Below are 25,812 nucleotides of genomic sequence, written 5' to 3'. Positions count from 1 at the left end.
ATGCCGCCGAAGAACCGCATCGGCGAGACGTACTCCCCGTTCTCGCGCACGCCGAGATGCACGCACGACCCGTCGCAGTGCCCGCCGGCCCCGACGACTCCGATCGCCTCGCCTGCGGCGACCGCCTGTCCCTTCGTCACCGTCGCGAGAACCGGCTCGATGCTCGACACCAGTCCGTCAGCGTGCTCGATGCTCACCACCGGGCGATCCACCACCGGACCGGCGAACGACACGACCCCCGCCGCCACCGCGGCGACAGCGGTTCCGGGCGGCGCCGCGAGATCGATCCCGCGGTGCCCGGCCGCATAGCGGTGAGCGGGCGCCGACCACGGTGCGACGACCGAGAACCCCGCGACGGGCGGCGTCCAGAGCATCGGAGCGAGCAGCGCGAGCACCAGGAACACGCCCGGGCGGAGGAGGAGGGGTGGGGTCATGCGCCCACCCTGGCCGTGCGAGCCGCGCCGCGACCGACCTGCGGCCCGACCGGGGGAGAAGACGGCTGGGCGGGGGACTGTGGAGGAGAAAGAGGATCGCGCGGAGCACAACCCCGTCCCGGTGGATTCCGAGCCGGGAGTAACGTGCCTGTGATCCGGAGCGGGGCGAGACCAGCGCCCGACCGGCGGCGAGAATCGGAGACGACCATGACCAGCGGACGATCTGACACCACCCCGAACCCCTCGGCGGCGAAACTCCGGAGGAAGGTGATCGGCCTCGCCATCGCGGCGGCGGTCGGCGGATTCCTCTTCGGCTTCGACTCCTCCGTCGTCAACGGCGCGGTCGAGGCGGTGCAGGGCGAGTTCGAGCTGTCGGCCGCCCTGATCGGCTTCGCGGTCGCGTCCGCCCTGCTCGGCTGCGCGCTCGGCGCCTACCTGGCCGGGCGTCTGGCCGACCGCTGGGGCCGCATCAAGGTGATGCTGCTCGGCGCGGTCCTCTTCCTCGTCTCCTCGATCGGAGCGGGCGCCGCCTTCGCCGTCTGGGACCTCGTGCTGTGGCGCGTCGTCGGCGGCCTGGGCATCGGCATCGCCTCGGTCATCGCGCCGACCTACATCTCCGAGATCGCCCCGAAGGCGATCCGCGGGGCCCTCGCCTCGCTCCAGCAGCTCGCGATCACGCTCGGCATCTTCGCCGCGCTGCTCTCGGACACCCTGATCGCGAACGGTGCCGACGGCGCCTCCGAGCCGTACTGGTTCGGCGTGGCCGCCTGGCGCTGGATGTTCATCGCCTGCGCCGTCCCCGCGGTGATCTACGGTCTGCTCGCGCTCACGCTCCCGGAGTCGCCGCGCTACCTCGCGACCCGCGGCAAGAAGGAGGAGGCGCGCAAGGTGCTCGCGACCGTCACTCCGCGTGACGAGGTCGATGACGCCCTGAACGACATCCAGAAGAAGATCGACGAGGACGCCGAGAACGCTCAGAAGTCGAGCCTCCGCGGCCCGGCGCTGGGCCTCCTGCCGGTCGTCTGGGTGGGCATCCTGCTGTCGGTGTTCCAGCAGTTCGTCGGCATCAACGTGATCTTCTACTACTCGACCTCGCTCTGGAGCGCGGTCGGCTTCGACGAGTCCAACTCCTTCGCGATCTCGGTGTTCACCTCGGTCGTGAACGTCGTCGTCACCTTCGTCGCCATCTTCCTGGTGGACAAGGTCGGCCGGAAGCCGCTGCTGCTGGTCGGCTCCGCGGGCATGGCGATCTCGCTCGCGCTGATGGCGATCGCGTTCAGCCAGTCCACGATCAGCGGCGAGGACGTCTCGCTGCCCGGCGCATGGGGCCCGATCGCCCTCGTCTCGGCCAACGCCTTCGTCGTCTTCTTCGGGGCGACCTGGGGACCGCTGGTCTGGGTGCTCCTCGGCGAGATCTTCCCGAACCGCATCCGCGCCGCCGCTCTCGGCCTGGCCGCCTCGGCTCAGTGGATCGCCAACTTCGCGATCACCGTGACGTTCCCGATCCTCTCTCAGGACGTCTCACTGACTCTCGCCTACGGCCTGTACGCGACGTTCGCGGCGCTCTCGTTCGTCTTCGTCTTCATGTTCGTGCCCGAGACGAAGGGCCGCTCGCTCGAGGAGATGGACACGCTGCACATCCGCACCGTCATGAAGTCCGCGCGCAAGTAGCTCACCTGCGGGCCGACCTCCGGCTCGCGAGATCACGTTCGGCTCGTCGGAATCCTCGATTCCTGCGAGCCGAACGTGTTTCCACGAGCCGGACATGCACAGGTCGAGCGGCAGCCCGGCCTGAACCCGCGCAGGTGCTAGAATCTCCGGAGCACCTCGCTCGTCGGGGTGACTACGCGCGCCCATTCGGCCTCCGCTCCCCACGGTCCCTCCGCTCACGCGGACGGGCGGGAGCGCGCCGGGCGCCAGGGTGACGCGCCGACCGGCCGTCACAGACAACCGAACGGGAGTTCGGCGCCGTCGTGCGCCCGAGCCCCGAGACAAGGAGAACGACTCATGGCAGTCGTCACCATGCGCCAGCTGCTCGACAGCGGCGTCCACTTCGGTCACCAGACCCGTCGCTGGAACCCGAAGATGAAGCGCTTCATCCTGACCGAGCGCTCGGGCAGCTACATCATCGACCTCCAGCAGTCGCTGGCCTACATCGACAAGAGCTACGACTTCGTCAAGGAGACGGTCGCCCACGGCGGCACCATCCTCTTCGTCGGCACCAAGAAGCAGGCGCAGAACGCGATCTCGGAGCAGGCGACCCGCGTCGGCCAGCCCTACGTCAACCAGCGCTGGCTCGGTGGTCTGCTGACCAACTTCCAGACCGTCTCCAAGCGCCTCGCGCGCATGAAGGAGCTCGAGGAGCTCGACTTCGACGACACCGCCAAGAGCGGCTTCACGAAGAAGGAACTCCTCATCAAGAAGCGCGAGCTCGACAAGCTGCACAAGTCGCTCGGCGGAATCCGCAACCTCTCGAAGACGCCGTCGGCCCTCTGGGTCGTCGACACCAAGAAGGAGCACCTCGCGATCGACGAGGCCAAGAAGCTGGGCATCCCGGTCATCGGCATCCTCGACACGAACTGCGACCCCGACGAGGTCCAGTACCCGATCCCGGGCAACGACGACGCGATCCGCTCGGTGAGCCTGCTCACCCGCATCATCGCCGACGCCGCGGCCGAGGGCCTCATCCAGCGTCACCAGAAGCCCGAGGCCGAGGGCAACGTCTCCGCCGTCGAGCCCCTCGCCGAGTGGGAGAAGGAGCTGCTCACGTCGGGCACCCCCGATGCCGCCGTCGAGGAGCCGAACGAGCAGGCCGGCGCCGAGACCGAGAAGGTCGCCGACGCCGAGGCCGAGACCGCCGACGAGGCCGTCGCCGACGCCGAGACCCCCGCCGACGAGCTCGTCGTCGAGGAGTCCGTCGAGGCGCCCGCCGCCGAGGAGACCTCGACCGAGGACGCCCCCGCCGAGGCCTCGACCGACGAGTCCGCCAAGGCCTGACACCACCTCCTGAGTCGGGGGTCGGACGTTCTGCGGATGCAGAACGTTCGGCCCCCGTTCGGTAGCAGCACGACATCCCCGTAACAGAATCGCTGCGGGCCCGACACGCCGAGACGGCGACCGGGGTCCGCAGAACACGAAGGAGTTCGCAGAACTATGGCTACTTTCAGCCTCGCTGACGTCAAGACGCTGCGCGAGCAGCTAGGTACCGGAATGGTCGACACGAAGAACGCTCTCGTCGAGGCCGACGGCGACCTGGACAAGGCAGTGGAGATCCTCCGCCTCAAGGGCGCCAAGGGCAACGCGAAGCGCGCCGACCGCTCCACCAGCGAGGGCCTCGTCGCCGCCGCGGAGAACGGCGGAGTCGCGACCATGATCGAGCTCGCGTGCGAGACCGACTTCGTCGCCAAGGGCACCAAGTTCATCGCCCTCGCCGACGCCGTGCTCGCCGCGGTCGTCGCCGCCGGCGCGACCACCGTCGAGGAGGCCCTCGCGGCCCCCGCCGGCGGCAAGACCGTCGCCGACATCATCAACGACGAGGCCGCCATCCTCGGCGAGAAGGTGGAGCTCCGCCGCGTCGCCAGCGTCACCGGTGAGCACTTCGCCGTCTACCTGCACAAGACCAACAAGGACCTGCCCCCGCAGGTCGGCGTGGTCGTGGGCTACTCGGGTGACGACGCCGAGACCGCTCGCTCCGTGGCGCAGCACATCTCGTTCGCCAACCCGACCTACCTGTCGCGCGAGGACGTGCCGCAGGCCGAGGTCGACAACGAGCGTCGCATCGTCGAGGAGATCTCGCGCGGCGAGGGCAAGCCCGAGGCCGCCCTCCCGAAGATCATCGAGGGTCGCGTCAACGCGTACTTCAAGCAGGTCGCCCTGCTCGACCAGGACTACGCGAAGGACAACAAGCTGTCCGTCGCGAAGGTGCTGAGCGACGCGGGCCTGACCGTCTCGGGCTTCGCCCGTTTCAAGGTCGGCGCCTAACACGCTGAAGAGGGGAGTCCGGGTCGTTCAGTCGACCCGGACTCCCTTCGCTCTGCCCGGAGTCGGGTGCTCCGGGCGTGGTCGCGGGTGCGTCCCGCGCGGGATAGGTTTGTACGGGTCTACGGGAGGAAACGTCCATGACGCAGACGGATGCGATGACGACGGGCAAGCGCCGCAGGGTGCTTCTGAAGCTGTCGGGGGAGGCGTTCGGAGCCGGGACGCTGGGTGTCAACCCGGATGTCATCAGCGCTCTCGCGCGGGAGATCGCGGATGCGGCGACCGAGGTCGAGATCTCGGTCGTGGTCGGCGGCGGCAACTTCTTCCGCGGTGCCGAGCTCTCGCAGCGCGGCATGGACCGCGGCCGCGCCGACTACATGGGAATGCTGGGCACCGTGATGAACGCCCTCGCCCTGCAGGACTTCCTCGAGCAGGCCGGAGCGGAGACGCGGGTCCAGTCGGCCATCGCGATGACGCAGGTCGCCGAGCCCTACATCCCCCGCCGCGCGATCCGCCACATGGAGAAGGGCCGCGTCGTCATCTTCGGCGCCGGAGCCGGCCTGCCGTACTTCTCGACCGACACGGTCGCCGCGCAGCGCGCTCTCGAGACGCACGCCGATGTCGTGCTCGTCGCCAAGAACGGTGTCGACGGCGTCTACGACGCCGACCCGCGGACGAACCCCGACGCGAAGAAGCTCGACACCCTCACCTACCAGGAGGCGCTGCAGCGCGGCCTCAAGGTCGTCGACTCGACCGCCTTCAGCCTCTGCATGGACAACGGCATGCCGATGCAGGTCTTCGGGATGGAGCCCGCCGGCAACGTCGCCAAGGCCATCCGGGGGGCCCAGCTCGGCACCCTCGTGTCGAACTAGACTGACCACTTCCCCCTTCCTAAGGAGTCCCCTGTGATCTCGGATGTACTGGCCGACGCGAAGACCAAGATGGGCAAGGCCGTCGAGGTCGCCAAGGAGGACTTCTCGTCGGTGCGCACCGGCCGGGCGAACCCCGGCATGTTCCAGAAGGTGCTGGTGAGCTACTACGGCACGCCGACGCCGCTCTCGCAGCTCGCGTCGATGCAGAACCAGGAGGCGCGCACGCTCCTCGTGACGCCCTACGACAAGGGCTCGCTGCGCGACATCGAGCAGGCCATCCGGGACATGCCCAACCTCGGCGCCAACCCGACCAACGACGGCTCGCTCATCCGCGTCACCCTCCCCGAGCTCACCACCGAGCGCCGCAAGGAGTTCGTCAAGGTCGTGCGCACCAAGGCCGAGGACGCGAAGATCGCGGTCCGCAACATCCGCCGCAAGGCGAAGGACGACCTCGACGCGCTGAAGGGCGATATCGGCGACGACGAGCTCTCGCGCGGTGAGAAGGAGCTCGAGGCGCTCACGAAGCAGCACGTCGACGCGATCGACGAGGCGCTCAAGCGCAAGGAATCCGAACTCCTCGAGGTGTAGTCGGCCGTGGCAGAGCACCCCGTGGAACCCGAAGGCGGCGAGGAGCGGCCCGGTCCGCACGTCCCGGGCGCCCGGGGGTCGCGCATGGTCACGCGCGACGCTCTCCGCGCGCGGGCCCAGCAGGGTCGCGCCGACGTCGAGCGTCAGCTCGAGGCGACGCGGGCGCAGCTGGAGGCCACCAACGAGCGGCTGACGGCGCGTTCGGGACGCAACCTCGTCTCGGCGACGCTCATCGGACTCGTGGGCGTCGGCGTGATGCTCGTCAGCCTGCTGGTGATCAAAGAGCTCTTCATGGTGCTGGCCGGCGTGCTGGTGCTCTTCGCCGCTCTCGAGCTCTCGATGGCACTCCGCCACGCGGGTCGCGACATCCCCCGCATCCCCACGGGGATCGTGGCGGTCGTCGCCGTGCCGGCCGCCTACTACGGCGGCATCTCCGGCGGATTCCTCGCGGTTGTCCTGGGCTCGGTCTTCATCGGCCTCTGGCGTCTGGGCGAGCAGCTCGTCAAGCGCACCTCGTCGAGCCGGCGCGATCTGCTGCTCGATCTGGGCCTCGGCGCCTTCGTTCAGGCCTACGTCACCTTCCTCGGCGCGTTCGCGATCCGCCTCGTCGCCGAGCCGGGCGGCCAGCTGTGGGCGCTCTCGTTCCTCGCCCTCGCGATCGTCGTCGACACCGGGGCGTATGCGAGCGGCCTCACCTGGGGCAAGCACCCGATGGCGCCGCGCATCAGCCCGAAGAAGACCTGGGAGGGCTTCGCGGGAGCCGGAGTCGCGGGAGTCGTGGCGGGCATCCTGCTCGCCGTCCTCCTGCTCGGTCAGCCGTGGTGGGTGGGCGCCGTGTTCGGTGCCGTCATCCTCCTGACCGCGACCGTCGGAGACCTCGCCGAGTCGCTGATCAAGCGCGACATCGGCATCAAGGACATGAGCACGTGGCTGCCGGGGCACGGGGGACTGCTCGACCGACTCGACTCGATCCTCCCGTCGGCCGCCGCGGCCTACGTGCTCTACTTCGTCTTCGCGCACTGAGCCCATCGAGCCGCTGAGCGCACTGGGCCGCTGAGCGCTCGGAGCGGTTCGAGCCCGCTGAGCGCCGACTCGCCGCTGTCCGCCGCAGCTCTCGGGTCTTGGCAGAATGACGGGATGGACGCTCCCTTCCCCTACGCGCGCGAGTCCCGGCCCGGCTACGACACCGTCGAGGTCGACACGTTCCTGGCCTCCGCGCGCGAGGCCTACGCGCAGCTCTCCGGTGGAGCCGCGGATCTGCGCGCCGCCGACCTCCGCCACACCGCGTTCACGCTCAAGAAGGGCGGCTACTCGGCGCCGCACGTCGACGCCGCGCTCGAGCGCCTCGAGGACGCGTTCGCCCTGCGCGAGCGCCAGTTCGCGATCGCCGCGAAGGGCGAGGAGCAGTGGCTGCGGGAGGCGCGCGCGACCGCACAGGAGATCGTCAACCGGCTCGCCCGCCCCGCCCACGAGCGCTTCGACCACGCCGGCGCCCTGACCACCGGCTACAACATCCGCCAGGTCGACGCCTTCGCCGACCGGATCTCGGGCTACTTCCGCGACGGCTCCGTCCTGACGGTGGACGACGTCCGCACGGTCTCGTTCGCCCCCCAGCGCGGCGGGTACTCGGAGCCCCAGGTCGACTTCGTCCTCGACACGGTGGTCGACGTGATGCTGGCCGTCCGCTGACGCGCCTCCGGATCACCTGGCCGATCAGGCCATAACCCGTTATGCTTTCGTGATCGTGGCTATGCATCAAGAACGTTCCGTCTCCCAGGCACCGGTCTCGCGGCACTCGGCCGCAGCGCCGGCCGCCCCGAAGCGGCCCCCCGTTCGCAGGTCGCGCACCCGCATCCCGCTCGCCTTCCTCGCCTTCGCCGCGTCGATCGGGTTCGTGATGGTGAACGTTGTCGATCCCTCCAGCGGAGCCGTCGCGTCGCCTTACTACCAGGCCCCCGCCCGCTTCGACGGAGACCCCGCGCAGCGTCTCGTCGTCGCCGGTGCCGTCGAGCGGACGATCCAGCGCGACACCTTCGACGCGCAGGCGAAGCCCACTCCGACCCCCACGCCGACGCCGACCCCCACCGAGACGGCCGAGGCCGTCCAGGAGGACGAGGAGGAGTCGGAGGAGGCAGCAGCACCTGTGGCCCGTGCCGCCGCTCCCGATCCCGGGTCCGCCAAGGCCATCGCGTACGACATGATCGTGCAGCGCGGCTGGGCCGACAGCGAGTACGACTGCCTCGTCCTGCTCTGGAACCGCGAGTCCGGCTGGAACGTCTACGCCGAGAACAAGTCCAGTGGCGCCTACGGCATCCCGCAGGCCCTGCCCGGCAACAAGATGGCCAGCGCGGGCGGCGACTGGGCGACCAGCGCCAGCACCCAGATCACCTGGGGCCTCGGCTACATCTCGGGTCGCTACGGCTCGCCGTGCGGCGCCTGGGCGCACTCCGAGGACGTCGGCTGGTACTGATCCTCCGGCGGCGTCGAGGCCGGTGACCGGTCGGCGCTGATCGCGTCGGTACCCTGGTGCCGTGGACTACGCGCTGCTCGGGATCGCCGGCATCATCACCGTCGTCACGGTCGCGCGCTTCTCCAGCAGACTCGGCATCGCGGCGCCCCTGATCCTGGTCGTCGTCGGCATCGGCGCGTCCTACGTGCCCGGCGTCCCGGACATCCACGTCGAGCCGGAGCTGATCCTCGCCGGTGTGCTCCCGCCCCTGCTGTACTCAGCGGCGATCCAGGTCCCGCTGACCGACTTCCGCCGCAACCTCCGCTCGATCTTCGGGCTCTCGGTCCTGCTGGTGTTCGTCACCGCGATCGTCGTGGGCCTCTTCCTCTACATCGTCCTGCCCGACCTCAGCCTCCCTGCGGCCATCGCCCTGGGTGCGGTCGTCAGCCCGACCGATGCGGTCGCCGCGACCTCGATCGGCAAGAAGCTCGGGCTGCCTCCGCGGCTCGTCACCGTCCTCGAGGGCGAGAGCCTGGTCAACGACGCCTCGGCCCTCGTACTGCTGCGGGCGGCGACGGCCGCGGCCGCGGTGGTCGGCGCCTCCGTGACGACCGACGCCATCGACGTCGGCGAGGTGGGAGTGCTCTTCGTCTACTCCGTGCTGATGGCGATCGCGCTCGGGATGGTGATGGGCGTGCTGACCGTCTTCATCCGCTCGAAGCTCAGCGACCCGGTCCTCGACACGGCGGTCTCGTTCGCCGTCCCGTTCCTCGCCTACATCCCCGCGGAGGAGCTGGGCGCCTCGGGCGTGCTCGCGGTCGTGGTCACCGGCATCTACACGGGGCACAACAGCGCGCGCTACCTCAGCCCGCAGTCGCGGCTCAGCGAGCGGATCAACTGGCGGACGGCGCAGTTCCTGCTCGAGAACGGCGTCTTCCTGCTGATGGGCGCCGAGATCAAGGCGATCATCGGCGAGGTGGAGGGCGGGCTCGGCGTCGACACCTCCGTGTACCTCGGGCTGGCGACCGTCGTCCTCCTCATCGTGCTGCGGACGCTGTTCGTCTGGCCGCTGCTGCTCTGGCTCCGCGGATCGGGGCGTCGCGCCGAGCGGATCAACCGGCGGCTGAAGGTCGGGGTGATGCGGCTGCGCAACAGCGCCACCACCGACGAGCGCTTCCGTCGTCGGCAGCAGCGCGCCGAGAAGCTCTACCAGCGCCGCGAGACCGATCTCGCGGCGACCGCGAATGAGGCGTTCGGCTGGCGCGGCGGCGTGATCCTCTCGTGGTCGGGGATGCGGGGCGTGGTCACGCTCGCCGCGGCGCAGTCGCTCCCGGACGAGACGCCCTATCGCTCGCAGCTGATCCTGATCGCGTTCACCGTCGCGGTCGTGACTCTGCTGCTGCAGGGAGCGACACTGCCGGCCCTCATCCGCATCACCGGGATCCAGGGCAGCGACGGCGAGGCCGATCGACGCGAGCTCGCGACCCTCCTGGACGAGGTGGCGTCCACCGGCATCCAGGCGCTCCCGGAGGCGGTCGACGAGCTGCCGGAGGGGACCGTCGGCCCGCGCGTGCTCGAGCGCGTCCGCCGCGACACCCTCACCCGATCGCAGGTCGCCTGGGAGCAGGTCGAGCGGCACGGCGACGCCCCGCTCGGACCGCACGGCCAGTACCTGCACCTGCGGCGCGCGGTCCTGCTCGCCGAGCGCGAGGCGCTGCTGGAGGCGCGCAGCCGCGGCGTCTACTCGTCGCGCATCCTCCGCCGGGCCCAGCTGATGCTCGACGCCGAGGAGACCCGGCTCGAGATGGACGACAGTTCGCACTGACACCCGTTCCGGAACGCCGCAGGGGCGCCTCCTAGACTGGTGCGATGCCGCGCAGCAACAGACCCCGGGGGAGCAGGCGCGACGACGACGGCGAGGAGCAGCGGGATCTCTCGCAGATGCTCGCGGGCTGGCGCCGCACCGAGTCGCATCGCGGCCGGGAGTGGAACGTGCAGCCCGTGTCGGCCGCCCGCGCCGTCAAGAACTACCTCTGCCCGGGCTGCGGCCTGACGATCGACGTCGGCCTGGCGCACCTCGTGGTCTGGCGCGCCGACGGAGCGCTCGGCGACGCGGCCGACCTCGCGGGACGCCGGCACTGGCACACCCACTGCTGGAGAATCGAAGGAGCCCGATGACGACCGAGATCCGCGGCGGAGTGGTCCTCCCCGCCAGGCGCGAGGACATCGAGCTGCACACCTCGGACGGGCTGACGCTGGTCGGCGAGCTGGCACTGCCGCTCGACCGCGAGCCGGTCGCGACGCTCGTCACGCTGCACCCGCTGCCCACGCACGGCGGCTTCATGGACTCGCACATCCTGCGGAAGGCCGCGGCGCGGTTGCCGGCTCTCGCCGACCTGGCCGTCCTGCGCTTCAACACCCGCGGCACGAGCTCTCCGCGCGGCACGAGCGAAGGCGCGTTCGGGCACGGCGACGACGAGCGCGCCGACGTCGCGGCGGCGATGGCGTTCGTCGCCGAGCGGGGACTGCCGCATCCGTGGCTCGTGGGCTGGTCGTTCGGCACGGAGCTGGCGCTCAAGTGGGGGAGGGAGCACCCGATCGAGGGAATGATCCTCCTCTCGCCGCCGCTGCACCGCGCGTCGGCCGACGAGGTCGCCGCGTGGGCCGAGGACGGGCGGCCGCTCGTCGCGCTGATCCCGGAGCTCGACGACTACCTGCGGCCCCGGGAGGCGGCGGAGCGGTTCGCCTCGGTGCCGCAGCTCGAGCTCGTCGCCGTGGACGGGGGCAAGCACCTGTGGGTCGGCGAGGCGCAGACGCGCCGAGTGCTCGACGAGATCGTCCGCGTCGTCGCCCCCGTCTCCGCTCCGCTGCCGACGGAGTGGGCGGGCGACGCGGCCTGAGCCGGACGCGAGGACCCCGACCCGCTGAGGCCCCGGCTGCGGTGAGCGGGCTCGGCGGGCCGGGCTCCTCGGGAGTCAGTCCTTCGAGTCGTTCTTCGAGTCGTCCTCGGACAGGCCGTCGATGTGGCCGATCAGCCCGCGGAGGCCCGTGACGTATCCCGCGATCGCGTCGCGCTCCGTTCGGATCTCGTCGAGGCGACCCTCGGCTGCCGAGACGAGCTCGCGGGTGCGGCGCTCGGCGTCCGCGACGATCTGCTGGGCGCGCTCGCGGGCCTCGTCGAGCAGCCGGTCCGACTCGTCCTGCGCGTCGCGGCGGAGCCGGGTGGTCTCGTCGAGAGCGTCGCTGCGCAGCTCGTCGGCCTCGAGGCGCTTGTCGTTGGCGCGGCGGATGGCGTCGGCGAGCTGCAGGTTCGACTCGTCGAGGTAGCGCTGGGTCTGGGCGACGGCCTCCTGGTGGCGGACGAGGTAGTCGCGGTCGGCCTCCTCGCGGCGGGCGGCGAGCTCGACGACCAGGTCGATGCGCGCCTGCTCCACGTCGCGCGAGAGCGCGGCTGCCTCGTCGTTCGCGGCGGCGCGGAGGCCAGCGAGCTCGGCGTCGAGCTGCGCCACGGCGTCCGCCCTCTCCTGAGCGAGGCGGGTGCGCTGATCGGCCAGTTCGCGGGCGGCGTCGGCTCGGCCGCCGGCCAGCTCGGCGTCGAGGTCGGCGCGCGCCGTGAGGATCTCGGCCTCGACGGCCGCGCGGGCCTCGGCGACCTCGGCGGCGACGGCCGCCCGCAGGCGGTCGACCTCCGAGGCGACCTCGGCACGCAGGAGCTCGGTGCTCTGGGTCAGGCGGGCGGCCTCGGCGCGGGCTACCTCGACCTCGCGAGCGGCGACGGCGCGCATCTCGGCGGCCTCGCGCTCGGCCTCGGAGCGGATCGCGGCGGCCTCGCGCTTGGCCGTGGCGCGCGTCTCGGCGGCCTCGGTCGCGACGGTCCCGCGGATCGCGGCGGCCTCGCGGACCGCGTCCTGGGTCATGACGTCCCGATCGTCGGCCGCCTTGCCGAGGGTGGCGGCGGCCTGCGCCTCGGACTCGTTGCGCGTGCGGTCGGCGCGGCGACGAGCCTCCGTCACGAGGCGCTCGGCCTCGTCGCGCGCCTCCTGGAGGATGCGGTCGCCGTCGTCGCGGGTCGAGCGGCGCAGCGCCGACGCGTCGTTCTCGGCCTGGGCGATCAGGCGCTCGGACTGCTCCTCGGCGACGCGGAGGGTGTGCTCGAGCTTGGCGCCGAGGCCCGCGTAGGTCGGGGTGCCGACCTGCTGCAGCTCCTTCTCGAGGCCGTCGATGCGGGAGGTGAGCCGCTTGACCTCGCGACCGCCCTCGGCGGCCTGGGTGTTGGCGTGGATGAGCTCGCGCCGCAGACCCTGGATGGCCTTGTCGACCTCGTCCCGGTCGTAGCCACGGAACACCTGGGTGAATTCGGCCTCGTCGCTTGCCACGTCGTCTCCTCCGGAAGTAGGTCCGCGTGGGGTCCGCGGCACTCCGGGAAGTTTAGTCAGCGGGTGCGTCCCGGCCCGGGGGCGACACCCCACCCGGCGCGGCCGGCGGGCTCTCTCGGCGGATCTCCTGGGATCGTCGGAGGCCATCGGCTATCGTGGACTGTCTTTGTCTGTTGCCGTCGCGCCGCGGGCCGGCCGTGTCACCCGAACCGGCCGAGGTCGTCACCCTGATCCGGCGACACAGGAGGAGTTCTTTCGTGCGGTTCGTGTTCGCCATCATCGCCACCGTCATCGCCGCCGCGATGATCGCGCTCGGCATCGGTCAGAGGACCGTCTGGGCCCCTCCCGAGTCGCTCACCGCCGAGACGGCTCTCGAGTCGGGCGCCCCGTACGCGGTGATCGACGGCAGCACGCTCGACGCGAATCCGGGCCGGCAGACGATCACCGTCGAGGGGGACGGCGATCTGGTGCTGGCCTACGCGCGCACCTCCGACGTGCTCGGCTGGGTCGGCGGCTCCGAGTACGAGGCGATCGGCTACCGGAGCGAGCCCGCCGCCCTCACCGCGTCGGAGGAGACGGGGACGTCCCTCGAGCTGGCCTCCGACGTCGCCACGGCCGATGCCGCCGTCGTCGACCCGCGCGGCTCCGACCTGTGGCTCGAGCAGTTCGAGGGCACCGGCAGCATCACCGTCGCGCTCGACGTGCCCGAGGACGTCTCGATCCTGATCGCCACCGACGGCACCGCGCCGGCCGCGAGCGACGTCAGCGTCAGCTGGCCGGTCGACACCGCGACCCCTCTCGCCGGTCCGCTGCTGCTCGGCGGCGCGTTCTTCCTCCTCGTCGGCCTCGTCCTCTACATCTGGGCGTTCCTGCACCTGCGCCGGCAGCACGGTCCTCGCCGGAAGGGCCCGCAGGGCAAGGTGCCCCGCGGCGCCCGCCGGCCGCGCGCTCGCGCCGGCATCCAGGCGTCCGTCGCCGCCCCGCGCCCCGCTCGCCGTCGCCGCCTCCTCGTGCTGCCCGTCGTCGTGGGGACGAGCGTCCTGCTCGCCGGCTGCAGCTCCGACTACTGGCCCGATCTGGCGGCGGGTGCCACGGGGACCCCGAGCGCCTCCGCCTCCTCCACGGCGGCGCCCGCCGCCGAGGTGGCGACCCCGGTCGTCACGACGCAGCAGGCGGAGGCGATCGTCGCCTCCGTCGCCGACGTCGCGTCGGCCGCGGATGCGGCCCATGACGCCACCGCGCTCGCGGAGCGATTCCAGGGCGAGGCGCTCACCGAGCGCACGACCAACTACGAGGTCGTCGTCAAGGGCGGCACGATCGACCCGCCGCAGGCGATCCCCGCGTCGCCCGTGAGCCTCGTGCTGCCGCAGGACACGGAGGCGTGGCCCCGCCTCGTCACCGCCGTCGTGCAGAACTCGACGGACACCACTCAGGCGCCGATCGCGCTGGTGATGAGCCAGGCCAGCCCGCGCGTCGACTACAAGGTCGACTACGCCATCTCGCTCGAGGCGAACGCCCGCATCCCCGACGTCGCGCCGGTCACCGTCGGCACCTCGATCGTCGCGCCGGACTCCAAGCTGATGAAGCTCGCCCCGGAGGAGGTCGGCTCGGCCTACGCCGACATCCTCGCGAACGGCGACACCAGCAGCTTCGCCGAGTCGTTCTCGGCCGACGGGGACACGCTGCGCGGCCAGGTCGGCATCGACAAGAAGAATGCGGATCGCGCGGCGCTGCCCGACACGGCGTCGATCGAGTTCTCGAACAAGGCCGGCACCTCGCCGACAGTCGCGCTCGCGACGAACGACTCGGGCGCCCTCGTGGCCGCGAGCATCGCCGAAGTGTCGACCGTGAAGCCCACCGCCGAGGGCTCGACCGTCTCGACCTCCGGTGCCTCGCAGACCCTGCTGGGGACCGACAAGTCGACGACGGGCATCGAGACCACCTACGGTTACCAGTTGCTGTTCTACGTACCGCCCGTCGGATCGGAGGAGAAGATCGTCATGCTCGGATGGAGCCAGGGACTCGTCTCGGTGGTGCAGCTGCCGTGAGCACCGTCCCCCCACTGCCCGGAGGCCTCCGCGGCGCCGTCGACCTGTCCTCCCTCGTGAACCGGCGTCCTGCGCCGGCTCCGACCGCCCCCGCAGCGCAGGGAGGCGAGCCCGCCGGGCCGCCGCCCACCGCCAACCCGCTGCTGCTGACGGCGGGTGACGCGGAGTTCGACCAGGTCGTCCAGCTCTCGTCGCGCGTCCCCGTGATCGTCGACCTCCGCGGATCCTGGTCGGAGCAGAGCACGAGCATGACCGCCGTGCTCGAGCGCGTCATCGTGTCGTACGCCGGGGCCTTCGTGCTCGTCGGCGTCGACGTGGAGTCGAGCCCGCAGCTCGCGCAGGCGTTCCAGGTGCAGTCGGTCCCGACGGTCGCCGCGATCATCGGCGGGCGCCCGGTGCCGCTGTTCAGCGGCCTCGTCGCCGAGGAGCAGCTGCGCGACCTGCTCGAGCAGGTGCTGCAGCTGGCCGCGACCAACGGCGTGACCGGCACCGTCCCGGTCGATGCGGCCCCGGCCGAGGCGGGCGAGCCCGAGCCGGCTCCGCTGCCCCCGCACCACCAGGAGGCGTACGACGCGATCGACCGGGGCGACTACGCCGCGGCGATCACCGAGTACGAGACCGCCATCGCGCAGAATCCCCGCGACGACCTCGCCGTCGCGGGGCTCGCGCAGGTCAGGCTGCTGTCACGGCTGCAGGGGAGGACGCTCGACGAGGTGCGCTCCACCGCCGCCGCCGAGCCCTCGAACCTCGACGCGCAGCTCGCGGTCGCCGACCTCGATGTCTCCGGAGGGCACGTCGAGGACGCGTTCGACCGGCTGCTCTCGATCTTCCCGCGGCTCGATGCCGACGGGAAGGCGAGCGTCCGCGCGCGACTCCTCGAGCTCTTCGAGATCGTCGGCACGACCGACCCGCGCGTCAACAAGGCCAGGGCGCGCCTCACCGGCCTCTTGTACTGAGGAGTACGCCCGCCACACACACTGAAGAACCCCCTCCGCGATCGTCTGCGGAGGGGGTTCTCTGTTCTTCCGAGGAACTCGTCAGTCGGTGGGACGGAGGAAGAGCACGCCGAGCGGCGGGAGGATCAGCTCTGCCGAGGCGGGGCGACCCGCCCACGGCTCCTCGCGGGCCTCGACGGCACCGAGGTTGCCGACACCCGATCCGCCGTAGATCTCGGCGTCGGTGTTGACGAGCTCCTCCCAGCGTCCGGCCTGCGGCAGACCGACGCGGTAGCCGTGCACCGGGGATCCCGAGAAGTTCGCGATGACGGCGACCGAGCGGCCCTCGCGGTCGCGGCGGAGGAACGAGATCACGTTGGGTGCCGCGGCTCCGCCGTCGATCCACTCGAATCCGGCCTGCTCGTTGTCGAGCTCCCAGAGCGCCGTCGACTCGCGGTAGACGCGGTTCAGCTCGCCGACGAGGTTCCAGAGCCCGTGGTGACTGGGCTGGTCGAGGATCCACCAGTCGAGACCGCGCTCCTCGCTCCACTCCGAGAACTGCCCGAACTCCTGCCCCATGAAGAGCAGCTGCTTGCCCGGGTGCGCCCACATGAAGGCCAGGTAGGCGCGCACGTTCGCGAGCTTCTGCCAGTGGTCGCCCGGCATCTTGTTGATCAGCGAGCCCTTGCCGTGCACGACCTCGTCGTGGCTGATCGGCAGGACGAAGTTCTCGCTGAACGCGTAGACGAACGAGAAGGTCAGCTCGCCCAGGTGGTACTGGCGCCAGAGCGGGTCGTTCGCCATGTAGTCGAGCGAGTCGTGCATCCAGCCCATGTTCCACTTGAGCCCGAAGCCGAGCCCGCCCGAGACGGTGGGCTGGGTGACGCCCGGCCAGCTCGTCGACTCCTCGGCGATCATCATGATCCCGGGGTAGAGCTTGTAGGCGGTGGCGTTCACCTCCTGCAGGAAGCTGATCGCCTCGAGGTGCTCGCGCCCGCCGTGCTCGTTGGGCAGCCACTCGCCCTCCTTGCGGGAGTAGTCGAGGTAGAGCATCGAGGCGACCGCGTCGACGCGCAGGCCGTCGACGTGGAACTCCTCGAGCCAGTACAGCGCGTTCGCGACGAGGAAGTTGCGGACCTGGGTGTGACCGAAGTCGAAGACGTACGTACCCCAGTCCATCTGCTCGCCGCGGCGCCAGTCGGGGTGCTCGTAGAGCGGCTCGCCGTCGAAGCGGGCGAGCGCGAAGTCGTCCTTCGGGAAGTGCCCGGGCACCCAGTCGACCAGCACGCCGATGCCGGCCTGGTGCAGACGGTCGATCAGGTACTTCAGGTCGTCCGCGGTGCCGAAGCGGCTGGACGCGGCGAAGTAGCCGGTGACCTGATAGCCCCACGAGCCTCCGAAAGGGTGCTCGGCGAGCGGCATGAACTCGACGTGGGTGAAGCCGAGGGCGGTGATGTACTCGATCAGCGGATCGGCGACCTCGCGATAGCCGAGCCCCGGCTTCCACGAGCCGAGGTGCATCTCGTAGACGCTCATCGGCTGCGTGTGCGGGTCGACCGCCGCGCGCTTCTCCATCCAGGCAGAGTCGCTCCAGTGGTGGTGGGAGACGGGGATCCGCGAGGCCGTGGCGGGCGGCACCTCCGTCGCACGGGCCATCGGGTCGGCCTTGCGGACCCAGCGGCCGTCGCGCGAGAGCAGGTCGAACTTGTAGGAGGCGCCGGGCTCGAGCCCGGGCACGAAGATCTCCCACACGCCGGTGACGCCGAGGTTGCGCAGAGCGTGGCCCTCGCCGCTCCAGTCGTTGAAATCGCCGACGACCCGGACGGCCTGGGCGTGCGGCGCCCAGACCGAGAACGAGGTGCCCCAGACGCCCTCGTGCTCGCGGTGCCGCGCGCCGAGCGCCTCCCAGAGCCGCTCGTGACGACCCTCGCCGATCAGGTAGAGGTCGAAGTCGCCGACGGTCTTCGTGAAGCGGTAGGGGTCCTCCGCGATCCACGCCGGTCCGTCGCCGTAGCTCGCCTCGATCGTGTAGGCCTGCGGCCCGAGGATGTGGAACCCCTGCCAGATGCCGTCGCGCAGGTGGCTGAGCTCGACGCGGGCACCGGTGGAGAGCACGGCGACGACCCGGTCGGCGAGCGGGCGGCGCGCGCGGACGACGGTGATCTCGTCGGCCACGCCGGGCGCCGACACGACGTGCTGGCCGAGGACGTCGTGGGGGAGCGCATTGCTGCCCGTGGCGATCTGCTGGAGGATCCACTCCGGGATCTCGGGCAGCGCCACGGCCGCCGAGCCCTCGACGGGGCCGGCGGGCGAGGCGGGGGTCCCGGGGGCCGGAGCGTCCTCCGCCGGAGCGTCCTCCGCCGGAGCCTCCTCCGCCGGAGCCGCCGCGTGGCGCGGTGTCGTGCCGGTCGTCGTGGCGGCGCTCGTGCCGGTGGTGACGACCGTCTCGACGCGCGGCGTCAGCCCCGCGGCCTCGGCGGCGCTCGTTCCGTCGTTCTCGGGAACCGTGTCGCTCATCGTTCGTCCGCCTTCACGCTCAGGATGTGCACGGGCTCGACGAAGGAGTCGAGTCGCACGTAGTTGTCGCTGCCCCAGGTCCAGACCGCACCCGTGATCAGATCCTCGACGTCGAAGGTCGCGCCCCACTCGAGTCCGAGCGCCGGCAGGTCGAGGTGCACGGTGGTCTCGCGCGCGGAGTGCGGGTCGGTGTTCGCGACCACGAGGATCGTGTCGGCCGAGCCCGTGCCCGTGAAGGCGCGCTCGAGGTGCTTGGAGTAGACGAGGATCGCGTCGTCGTCGCTGCCGTGGACCAGCAGGTTGCGCAGCTGGCGCAGGGCGGGGTGCGCCCGGCGGATCTCGTTGAGCCGCGTGAGGTACGGAGCGAGCGAGCGGCCCGAGGCCTCAGCCTCGGCCCAGTCGCGCACCTTGTACTGGAACTTCTCGTTGTCGATGTTCTCCTCGGCGCCCGGGCGCGCGACGTTCTCGACGAGCTCGAAGCCGGAGTACACGCCCCAGAGCGGCGACGCCGTCGAGGCGAGCGCGGCGCGCACCTTGTACGCCGACGGGCCGCCGTACTGCAGGTACTCGGTGAGGATGTCGGGGGTGTTCACGAAGAGGTTCGGCCGCATGTAGTCGGCCGTCTCCTGCGAGATGCTCGTGAAGAACTCGGCGAGCTCCTCCTTGGTGTTGCGCCAGGTGAAGTACGAGTACGACTGCTGGAAGCCCACCTTGCCGAGCGCGCGCATGATCGCCGGGCGGGTGAACGCCTCCGCGAGGAACACCACCTCGGGGTGCTTCGCGTTGACCTCGTGGATGACCCACTCCCAGAAGTCGAGCGGCTTGGTGTGCGGGTTGTCGACGCGGAAGATCGTCACGCCGAGCGAGATCCAGTACTCGAGGATCCGCAGCGACTCCTGGCGGATGCCGATGGGGTCGTTGTCGAAGTTGATCGGATAGATGTCCTGGTACTTCTTCGGCGGGTTCTCGGCGTACGCGATCGTCCCGTCGGGGAGGGTCGTGAACCACTCCGGGTGACTGGTCACCCAGGGGTGGTCGGGCGAGGCCTGCAGGGCGAAGTCGAGCGCCAGCTCGAGGCCCGCGCCGGTGACGGCCGCGTGGAAGGCGCGGAAGTCGTCGACCGTGCCGAGGTCGGGGTGGATGGCGTCGTGGCCACCGTCGCGCGATCCGATCGCCCAGGGCGATCCGGGGTCGGTCTCGGAGGCGTTCAGCGTGTTGTTCGGTCCCTTGCGGAACGTGCGCCCGATCGGGTGGATCGGCGGCAGGTAGAGGACGTCGAAGCCCATCGCGGCGACGGCCGGGACGCGCCGGGCGGCGGTCGCGAACGAGCCGCTCGTGACGGAGCCGTCCTCGTTCTCGACGGCGCCCTCCGAGCGCGGGAAGAACTCGTACCAGGCGCCCACGCCGGCGCGGGTGCGCTCGACGTGCACGACGCGCGGCGCCGAGACGCTGGCGAGGCTCATCACGGGGCGGGCGTCGAGGGCTCCGTGCACGGCGGAGTCGGTGGCCGCGTCGAGGCGCTCCTCGGGCGCGAGGGAGGCGTCGCCCACGCGGGCGGCGGCCTCGGTCAGCAGGGTGCGCTCGGCACCGGGGCGCTTCTCGTCGTCCGCGGCTTCGCGGAGGAGTCCCGCGCCGAGTGCGAAGGTCACGTCGATGTCGAGACCGGCCGGGATCTTCACCTCGGCCGTGTGCAGCCAGGTCGCCCAGTCGTCGGCGAAGGCGCGGATCCGGTAGGTCCAGTCGCCCTCGGCATCGAGGAGGACGAGGCGCCCGTAGCGGTCGGTGCCCGTCGCGAGCAGCGACATCCGGTGCTCGGAGTCGGCACCGGTCGGAGAGGTCAGCAGGAGGTCGACGCCGATCAGGTCGTGTCCCTCGCGGAACGCTGTCGCGGCGAACGGGACGACCTCGCCGACGAACGCCTTGGCCGGCCAGCGGTCGTCCTCGAGGCGCGGCTGGGGATCGATGATCGGGATGCGCTCGGCGCGCACCTCGTAGCCGCTCCCCGTCGGCGGGGCGGGCGGCGCCTGCTCGGGAGTCGAGAGCGCTGCCGCGGCCGGCGGTGCGGCCGCCGCCGCCTCCTCGGGAGCGGGAGCCGGTTCCGGGGGCGTCGTCACCTCCTCCGGCGCGGTTCTCCCGCGTCCTGCTCGTCGTGCGTCCTTGCCGTGCGAAGCCTTGAAGAAAGGTGTCTGAGCCACGACTCGACAGTAGCGACCGGGGGACGCTTTGGCACGCCGGTTGCGCCCGTGCTCGGGGCTGTGCAAACGGGGTGCGCCGGGTCGGTCCGCGGGTCACTCCTCTCCGCTAGGGTGACCTCGCGCGAGCGCCCCGGCGCTCCCGCATCTGTGTAGGCCGGGGTCCGCAGAGAGTCGAGGAGTGCCGTGAAGGCCATCCGCCGCTTCACCGTCCGGTCCGTCCTGCCGCCCGCGCTCTCGGCGCTCGGCGAGCTCGCGAGCAACCTCCGCTGGGCGTGGCACGAGCCCACCCGCCGGCTGTTCGAGCGGGTCGACCCCGAGCTGTGGCGCCGCGGCGGCGCCGACCCGACAGCGCTCCTCGGGGCCGTGAGCCCGGAGCGCCTCGCCGAGCTGGCGGGCGACCAGGGTTTCGTCGACGACGTCTGGCGCCTGCGCGACGAGCTCGAGCGCTACCGCACAGAGCCGCGCTGGTACCAGTCGCTCCCGGAGTCGGCGCCGCGGTCGATCGCCTACTTCTCGCCCGAGTTCGGCATCGCCGCAGCCCTGCCGCAGTACTCCGGCGGTCTCGGCATCCTCGCGGGCGACCACCTCAAGGCGTCCTCCGACCTCGGCATCCCGCTGACCGGCGTCGGGCTCTTCTACCGGTCCGGCTACTTCTCGCAGGGTCTCTCGGCCGACGGCTGGCAGCTCGAGTCGTACCCCTCGCTCGACCCCGACGGTCTGCCGCTGCGTGTCGTGCGCCTCGCGGACGGGTCGCCCGCGCGCATCGTCCTGGCCCTCCCCGAAGGGCGTGCGCTGTACGCGCGGGTGTGGCGGGCGGAGGTCGGTCGCGTGACCCTCCTCCTCCTCGACACCGACATCCCCGAGAACGAGGACTCGCTGCGCGGCACCACCGACCGGCTCTACGGCGGCGGCGGCGAGCACCGCCTCCTGCAGGAGCTGCTGCTGGGCATCGGCGGCGTGCGCGCCCTCGAGCTGTGGTCCGAGGTGTCGGGCGTGCCGCTCCCGGAGGTGTTCCACACCAACGAGGGCCACGCGGGCTTCCAGGGGCTGGAGCGCATCTCGGGACTGATCGGCTCGGGACTCGACTTCGACCAGGCCCTCCAGGTCGTGCGCGCGAGCACGGTCTTCACGACCCACACTCCGGTGCCCGCCGGCATCGACCGCTTCGACCGGGGTCTCGTCGAGCGGTACTTCTCGACCGAGCTGCTCCCGGGCGTGCAGGTCGAGGACGTCCTCGACCTCGGCGCCGAGGAGTCGGGCGCCATGTTCAACATGGCGTTCATGGGGCTGCGGCTCGCCCAGCGCTCGAACGGAGTCTCGACGCTGCACGGCGAGGTGAGCCGGTCGATGTTCTCGGCGCTCTGGCCGGGATTCGACACGGCGGAGGTGCCGATCGGCTCGGTCACGAACGGCGTGCACGCGGCCACCTGGACCGATCCGGTGCTCAGCGCTCTGGCGCGCGACCGCCTCGGGACGGAGGACACGACGAAGGCCGACTGGGCCTCCGGGGCGCTCGGTGACGGCGAGATCTGGCAGGCGCGGCGCACGATGCGCGAGCAGCTGGTGCGGGATGCGCGGATCCGTGCGGCGCGGTCGTGGCGAGAGCAGAACCCGGGCGGCCTCACCCCGGGCTGGCTCGACGAGCTGCTCGATCCCGACGTGCTGACCATCGGCTTCGCCCGCCGCGTGCCGACCTACAAGCGGCTGACGCTGATGCTGCACGACCCGGAGCGGCTGCGCGCCCTGCTCACGCATCCCGAGCACCCGATCCAGATCGTGATCGCGGGCAAGTCGCACCCTGCCGACGAGGAGGGCAAGCGGCTCATCCAGAAGCTCGTGCGCTTCGCCCAGGAGCCCGACGTGCGGCGGCGGATCGTCTTCCTCCCCGACTACGACATCGCGATGGCGCAGCTGCTCTACCCGGGCACCGACGTCTGGCTGAACAACCCGCTCCGACCGCTCGAGGCCTGCGGCACCTCCGGGATGAAGGCGGCCCTCAACGGCTCGCTCAACCTCTCGATTCTCGACGGCTGGTGGAACGAGTACTTCGACGGCGAGAACGGCTGGGCGATCCCCTCCTCCGACCGCGCGCTCGACCCCGACGCGCGCGACACCCTCGAGGCCGACGCGCTCTACGAGCTCCTCGAGAGCGAGGTCGTGCCGCGGTTCTACGAGCGGGACCACGACGGAGTCCCGCGCCGCTGGGTGCGCTCGATCCGGCACACGCTGGCGACGCTCTCGCCCGAGCTCTCCGCCGAGCGGATGGTGCGCCAGTACGTCGACGCGCTCTACCGCCCGGCGGCCGACGCCCATCGCGCGATCGTCGTCGACCACTTCGAGCCGGCGAAGGAGCTCTCGGCGTGGAAGCTGCGGGTGCGTGCGGGCTGGCCCGGCGTCTCCGTCGCCTCCGTCGAGTCGGGCGGCATCGACGCCGTGCCGCAGCGGGGCGACCGGCTGGCCGTGCGCGCGGGCGTGCTCCTCGGCGATCTCCGGCCCGAGGACGTGACCGTGCAGGTCGTCTACGGCACGACGGAGGCCGACGGGTCGCTGACGGACGTGCAGCACCAGGAGCTCGACGTCGCCGAGTCCGTCGGAGCGGTCGTGCCCGCGGACGCCGTGGGCCGCGTGCCCTACGCGGGCGTGGTGACGCTCGACCGCAGCGGTTCCTTCGGCTACACGGTGCGGGTGGTGCCGAAGCACCCGCTGCTCGCGCGCTCCGCCGAGCTCGGGCTGGTCGCCGCCGCAGGCTGACCGCCTCCGCGAGCCTCGAGCCGGCCCATAGGAGAGGAGCTAGCGGAGGCGGTCAGCGCGCGATGTCCGCGAGGATCGCGTCGGTCACGGCGATCAGGGCGGCGGGGGCCAGCTCGATGTCGAAGCCGCGGCGGCCGCCCGAGACGAGGACGGTGTCGAACAGCTCGGCCGTCTCGTCCAGGACCGTCCGGTGCCGGGTCTTCTGCCCCACCGGCGAGATCCCGCCGAGCACGTAGCCCGTCCTCCGCTGCGCGAGTGCCGGATCGGCCATCGCCGCTCGCTTGCCGCCGACCGCCGAGGCCAGCTCCTTCAGCCCCAGGGACCCGGTGACGGGGACGATCCCGACGACGAGCTCGCCGTCGACGTCGACCAGGAGGGTCTTGAAGACCCGCTCCGGATCGACCCCGAGCGCCTCCGCCGCCTCCGATCCGTAGCTCGCCGTGCCGGGATCGTGCCGGTACTCCCGCGCGACGAAGTCGATCCCCGCGGCGCTGAGCGCGACCGTCGCCGGAGTGCCCGGGCCCCGGTGCGCCGAGCTCACACGAACTCCACCGGCGCTGCGCCGTGTGCCGCGAACAGCTGCATCGAGGTCCCCGCGACCCGGATGACCTGACCGGGTTCGAACGACTCGCCGTGCCCGAGCGGCACCGCCTCCTCGCTGTTCCAGAGCCGGGTGTAGCCGGTGACCCCGTCGCTCTCGGCCAGCACCACGCTCGTCTCGTGCTCGACGCCGTGGACGACCAGCAGGACCCGGTCGAACTCCTCGGCCTCGGGAGTGGAGGAGGCGAGGTACTGCAGGGTCCGGTTCTCGGCCGAGGTCCAGTCGTGATCGGACATGCCCTGCCCGTGCGCGTCGAACCAGCGCATGCTGCTCGCCCCCGGGGTGACCTCGCCGCCGCGTCCGTAGTGCGACGGCCGCAGCGCCGGATGCTCCCGGCGCAGTCGCAGCAGGGTGCGGGTGTGCTCGCGCAGGTGCAGCTGCCACTCGCCGAGGCCCTCCCAGCGCAGCCAGGTGAGGTCGGAGTCCTGGCAGTAGGCGTTGTTGTTGCCGCGCTGGCTGCGGCCGAACTCGTCGCCTGCCGTGATCATCGGCACTCCGGCCGAGAGCAGGAGGGTGCCGAGCAGGTTGCGCATCGCCTTGCGCCTGGCCAGGGTCACGCCCTCATCGGGCGAGGGCCCCTCGAAGCCGTGGTTGAACGAGCGGTTGTTGTCGGCGCCGTCGCGGTTCGACTCCCCGTTGCCGATGTTGTGCTTGACGTTGTACGAGACGAGGTCGGCCAGGGTGAAGCCGTCGTGCGCCGTGACGAAGTTCACCGAGGCGAGCGGGCCGCGCTCGACCGAGAACGTGTTCGACGAGCCCGCCAGGCGGGTCGCGAAGCCGCCGATGCCCACCGGCGCCGTCCCCGCGCGCCGCGAGTAGTCGATGTCCGAGAGCCAGAAGTTGCGGGCGCGGTCGCGGTAGCGGTCGTTCCACTCCGACCAGCCGGGCGGGAAGTTGCCGGTCTGCCAGCCGCCCGTGCCGACGTCCCACGGCTCGGCGATCATCTTCACTCCGGCCAGGGCGGGGTCCTCGACCGCCGCCCGCAGCAGCGGATGGTCGGTGCGGAAGTGCGCGATCTCGTCCCGCCCGAGCGTCGCGGCGAGATCGAGGCGGAACCCGTCGATGCCGACCTCGGACGACCAGTAGCGCAGCGAGTCGAGGACGAGGCGCTGCGCGACGGGCGAGCCGAAGTCGATCGTGTTGCCGCAGCCGGTCACGTCGATGTAGTGGCCCTCCGCGGTCTGGCGGTAGTAGCTCGCGTCGTCGATGCCGCGGAGGCTCGAGCGCGGGCCGTTGGGCCCCTCCTCCGCCGTGTGGTTGTACACGACGTCGAGGATCACCTCGAGGCCCGCCTCGTGCAGCAGCTTGACCATGCCCTTGAACTCCCGGAGCACCGCCGTCGGTCCACCGCGCTGGGCGGCGGAGGAGGCGTAGGCCGCGTGCGGGCTGAAGAAGTTCAGCGTGTTGTAGCCCCAGTAGTTGGTGAGGCCCTGGCGCAGCAGGCGCTGCTCCGAGACGAAGGCGTGCACCGGCAGCAGCTCGACCGCCGTCACGCCGAGATCGAGGAGGGAGGCGACGGTCGACTCGTGCGCGAGTCCCGCGTAGGTGCCGCGCAGCTCGGCCGGGAGGGCGGGGTTGAGCTTGGTGAGTCCCTTCACGTGGGCCTCGTAGATCACGGTGCGGTCGAGCGGCGTCCGCGGCTTCTCGGAAGCGCCCCAGTCGAATCCGTCGTCGACCACGACCGAACGCCACTCGTTCTCGGCGACCCGGTGCAGCCCGCGCGAGTAGGGCTCGAGCAGCGCGGTGCGGGGATCGAAGCGCAGCTCCGACGGACCGTCCACGCGGACGGCGTAGCGGCGCCCCGCCGTCAGGAGCGACGATCGCGCCGACCAGACGCTGCCGGCGTCCCGCGTCAGGGGCACGGTGCGGGTGACCCACGTCGGGTCCTTCTCGTCGTAGAGGAGGAGGTCGATCGCGCTCGCGTGCGCCGACCAGATCCGCAGCTCGCCGCCCTCCGCGTCCACGGTGACTCCGAGTCGGGCCAGGGGGTCGGCCACGGGGTCGGCCGGGGAGTCGGATGCGATCATGCGACTTACAGTAGTGACGGGCGAGGGCCACCTCAGCGCCC

General features: G+C 71.4%; 19 protein-coding genes and 1 pseudogene. 14 read left to right on the top strand and 6 right to left on the bottom strand.

Going from position 1 to position 25,812, the window contains the following annotated elements; genetic code table 11:
• Positions 1-32 precede the first annotated feature (32 nt).
• Positions 33-374: pseudogene (locus GRS92_RS05100) on the bottom strand (peptidoglycan DD-metalloendopeptidase family protein); the annotation flags it as partial.
• A gap of 267 nt (positions 375-641) precedes the next feature.
• Between GRS92_RS05100 and GRS92_RS05095 the strand changes: the two are divergent.
• The 11 genes from GRS92_RS05095 (at position 642) to GRS92_RS05045 (ending at position 11,221) form a co-directional block, all read left to right on the top strand.
• Complete coding sequence (locus GRS92_RS05095) at positions 642-2,105, top strand: sugar porter family MFS transporter (RefSeq protein WP_159853900.1); 1,464 nt, start codon at positions 642-644, stop codon at positions 2,103-2,105.
• A 336-nt stretch (positions 2,106-2,441) separates the two neighbouring features.
• Positions 2,442-3,431 carry a 30S ribosomal protein S2 gene (rpsB, locus tag GRS92_RS05090; protein ID WP_159853898.1) on the top strand — a complete coding sequence of 330 codons (990 nt, stop codon included), beginning with the start codon at positions 2,442-2,444 and terminating at the stop codon, positions 3,429-3,431.
• Positions 3,432-3,587: 156 nt separating this feature from the next.
• Positions 3,588-4,415, top strand: coding sequence for a translation elongation factor Ts (tsf, locus tag GRS92_RS05085; protein WP_159853896.1), 828 nt, complete (start codon positions 3,588-3,590; stop codon positions 4,413-4,415).
• Positions 4,416-4,570: 155 nt separating this feature from the next.
• On the top strand, positions 4,571-5,284 hold the full coding sequence (gene pyrH, locus GRS92_RS05080) for a UMP kinase (protein ID WP_056044605.1): 714 nt from the start codon (positions 4,571-4,573) through the stop codon (positions 5,282-5,284).
• 33 nt (positions 5,285-5,317) lie between these two features.
• Entirely contained in the window at positions 5,318-5,872 is a 555-nt protein-coding gene (frr, locus tag GRS92_RS05075) for a ribosome recycling factor (protein WP_085475698.1), read from the top strand.
• A gap of 84 nt (positions 5,873-5,956) precedes the next feature.
• Positions 5,957-6,895: a phosphatidate cytidylyltransferase gene (locus tag GRS92_RS05070; RefSeq protein ID WP_159853894.1), complete on the top strand. Its 939-nt coding sequence runs from the start codon at positions 5,957-5,959 to the stop codon at positions 6,893-6,895.
• 114 nt (positions 6,896-7,009) lie between these two features.
• Complete coding sequence (locus tag GRS92_RS05065) at positions 7,010-7,561, top strand: DivIVA domain-containing protein (RefSeq protein ID WP_159853892.1); 552 nt, start codon at positions 7,010-7,012, stop codon at positions 7,559-7,561.
• A 61-nt stretch (positions 7,562-7,622) separates the two neighbouring features.
• The gene (locus GRS92_RS05060) at positions 7,623-8,342 is read left to right on the top strand and encodes a lytic transglycosylase domain-containing protein (protein WP_159853890.1); all 720 of its coding nucleotides are present in this window, start codon (positions 7,623-7,625) and stop codon (positions 8,340-8,342) included.
• A 61-nt stretch (positions 8,343-8,403) separates the two neighbouring features.
• Positions 8,404-10,146, top strand: coding sequence for a cation:proton antiporter (locus tag GRS92_RS05055; RefSeq protein ID WP_159853888.1), 1,743 nt, complete (start codon positions 8,404-8,406; stop codon positions 10,144-10,146).
• A 44-nt stretch (positions 10,147-10,190) separates the two neighbouring features.
• Positions 10,191-10,499, top strand: a complete 309-nt coding sequence (locus GRS92_RS05050) for a hypothetical protein (protein WP_159853886.1) — start codon at positions 10,191-10,193, stop codon at positions 10,497-10,499.
• Entirely contained in the window at positions 10,496-11,221 is a 726-nt protein-coding gene (locus tag GRS92_RS05045; protein WP_159853884.1) for an alpha/beta hydrolase, read from the top strand. The genes GRS92_RS05050 and GRS92_RS05045 overlap by 4 nt, the downstream gene beginning before the upstream one ends.
• A 75-nt stretch (positions 11,222-11,296) precedes the next feature.
• Here the strand turns inward: GRS92_RS05045 and GRS92_RS05040 are convergent, their stop codons facing one another.
• Positions 11,297-12,697 (bottom strand): DivIVA domain-containing protein, encoded by a 1,401-nt coding sequence (locus GRS92_RS05040; protein WP_159853882.1) that lies wholly within the window; start codon positions 12,695-12,697, stop codon positions 11,297-11,299.
• A gap of 257 nt (positions 12,698-12,954) precedes the next feature.
• Between GRS92_RS05040 and GRS92_RS05035 the strand changes: the two genes are divergently transcribed.
• Both GRS92_RS05035 and GRS92_RS05030 read left to right on the top strand, forming a co-directional pair.
• Complete coding sequence (locus GRS92_RS05035) at positions 12,955-14,745, top strand: hypothetical protein (protein ID WP_159853880.1); 1,791 nt, start codon at positions 12,955-12,957, stop codon at positions 14,743-14,745.
• Positions 14,742-15,701, top strand: a complete 960-nt coding sequence (locus GRS92_RS05030) for a tetratricopeptide repeat protein (protein WP_159853878.1) — start codon at positions 14,742-14,744, stop codon at positions 15,699-15,701. Before GRS92_RS05035 ends, GRS92_RS05030 begins: the two co-directional genes overlap by 4 nt.
• An 81-nt stretch (positions 15,702-15,782) precedes the next feature.
• On the opposite strand, the gene glgB is transcribed toward GRS92_RS05030, so the two are convergent.
• A complete protein-coding gene (gene glgB / locus GRS92_RS05025) occupies positions 15,783-18,197 on the bottom strand; it encodes a 1,4-alpha-glucan branching protein GlgB (protein ID WP_159853876.1) in 2,415 nt (804 codons plus the stop codon).
• Complete coding sequence (locus tag GRS92_RS05020) at positions 18,194-20,311, bottom strand: alpha-1,4-glucan--maltose-1-phosphate maltosyltransferase (protein ID WP_159854106.1); 2,118 nt, start codon at positions 20,309-20,311, stop codon at positions 18,194-18,196. Before GRS92_RS05020 ends, glgB begins: the two co-directional genes overlap by 4 nt.
• A gap of 264 nt (positions 20,312-20,575) precedes the next feature.
• Between GRS92_RS05020 and glgP the strand changes: the two genes are divergently transcribed.
• Positions 20,576-23,143: an alpha-glucan family phosphorylase gene (gene glgP, locus GRS92_RS05015; protein WP_159853874.1), complete on the top strand. Its 2,568-nt coding sequence runs from the start codon at positions 20,576-20,578 to the stop codon at positions 23,141-23,143.
• 52 nt (positions 23,144-23,195) lie between these two features.
• On the opposite strand, the gene ybaK is transcribed toward glgP, so the two are convergent.
• Together ybaK and glgX are read right to left on the bottom strand one after the other, a co-directional pair.
• Positions 23,196-23,684, bottom strand: coding sequence for a Cys-tRNA(Pro) deacylase (gene ybaK, locus GRS92_RS05010; RefSeq protein WP_159853872.1), 489 nt, complete (start codon positions 23,682-23,684; stop codon positions 23,196-23,198).
• Complete coding sequence (gene glgX / locus GRS92_RS05005) at positions 23,681-25,771, bottom strand: glycogen debranching protein GlgX (protein WP_159853870.1); 2,091 nt, start codon at positions 25,769-25,771, stop codon at positions 23,681-23,683. The genes ybaK and glgX overlap by 4 nt, the downstream gene beginning before the upstream one ends.
• Positions 25,772-25,812: the final 41 nt, after the last annotated feature.

This window comes from Rathayibacter sp. VKM Ac-2754 (genome assembly GCF_009807095.1).
In the GTDB taxonomy this organism is placed as follows: domain Bacteria; phylum Actinomycetota; class Actinomycetes; order Actinomycetales; family Microbacteriaceae; genus Rathayibacter.
Note: the sequence above shows the minus strand (reverse complement) of the source record. Positions and strands in the feature narration are given on the sequence as shown.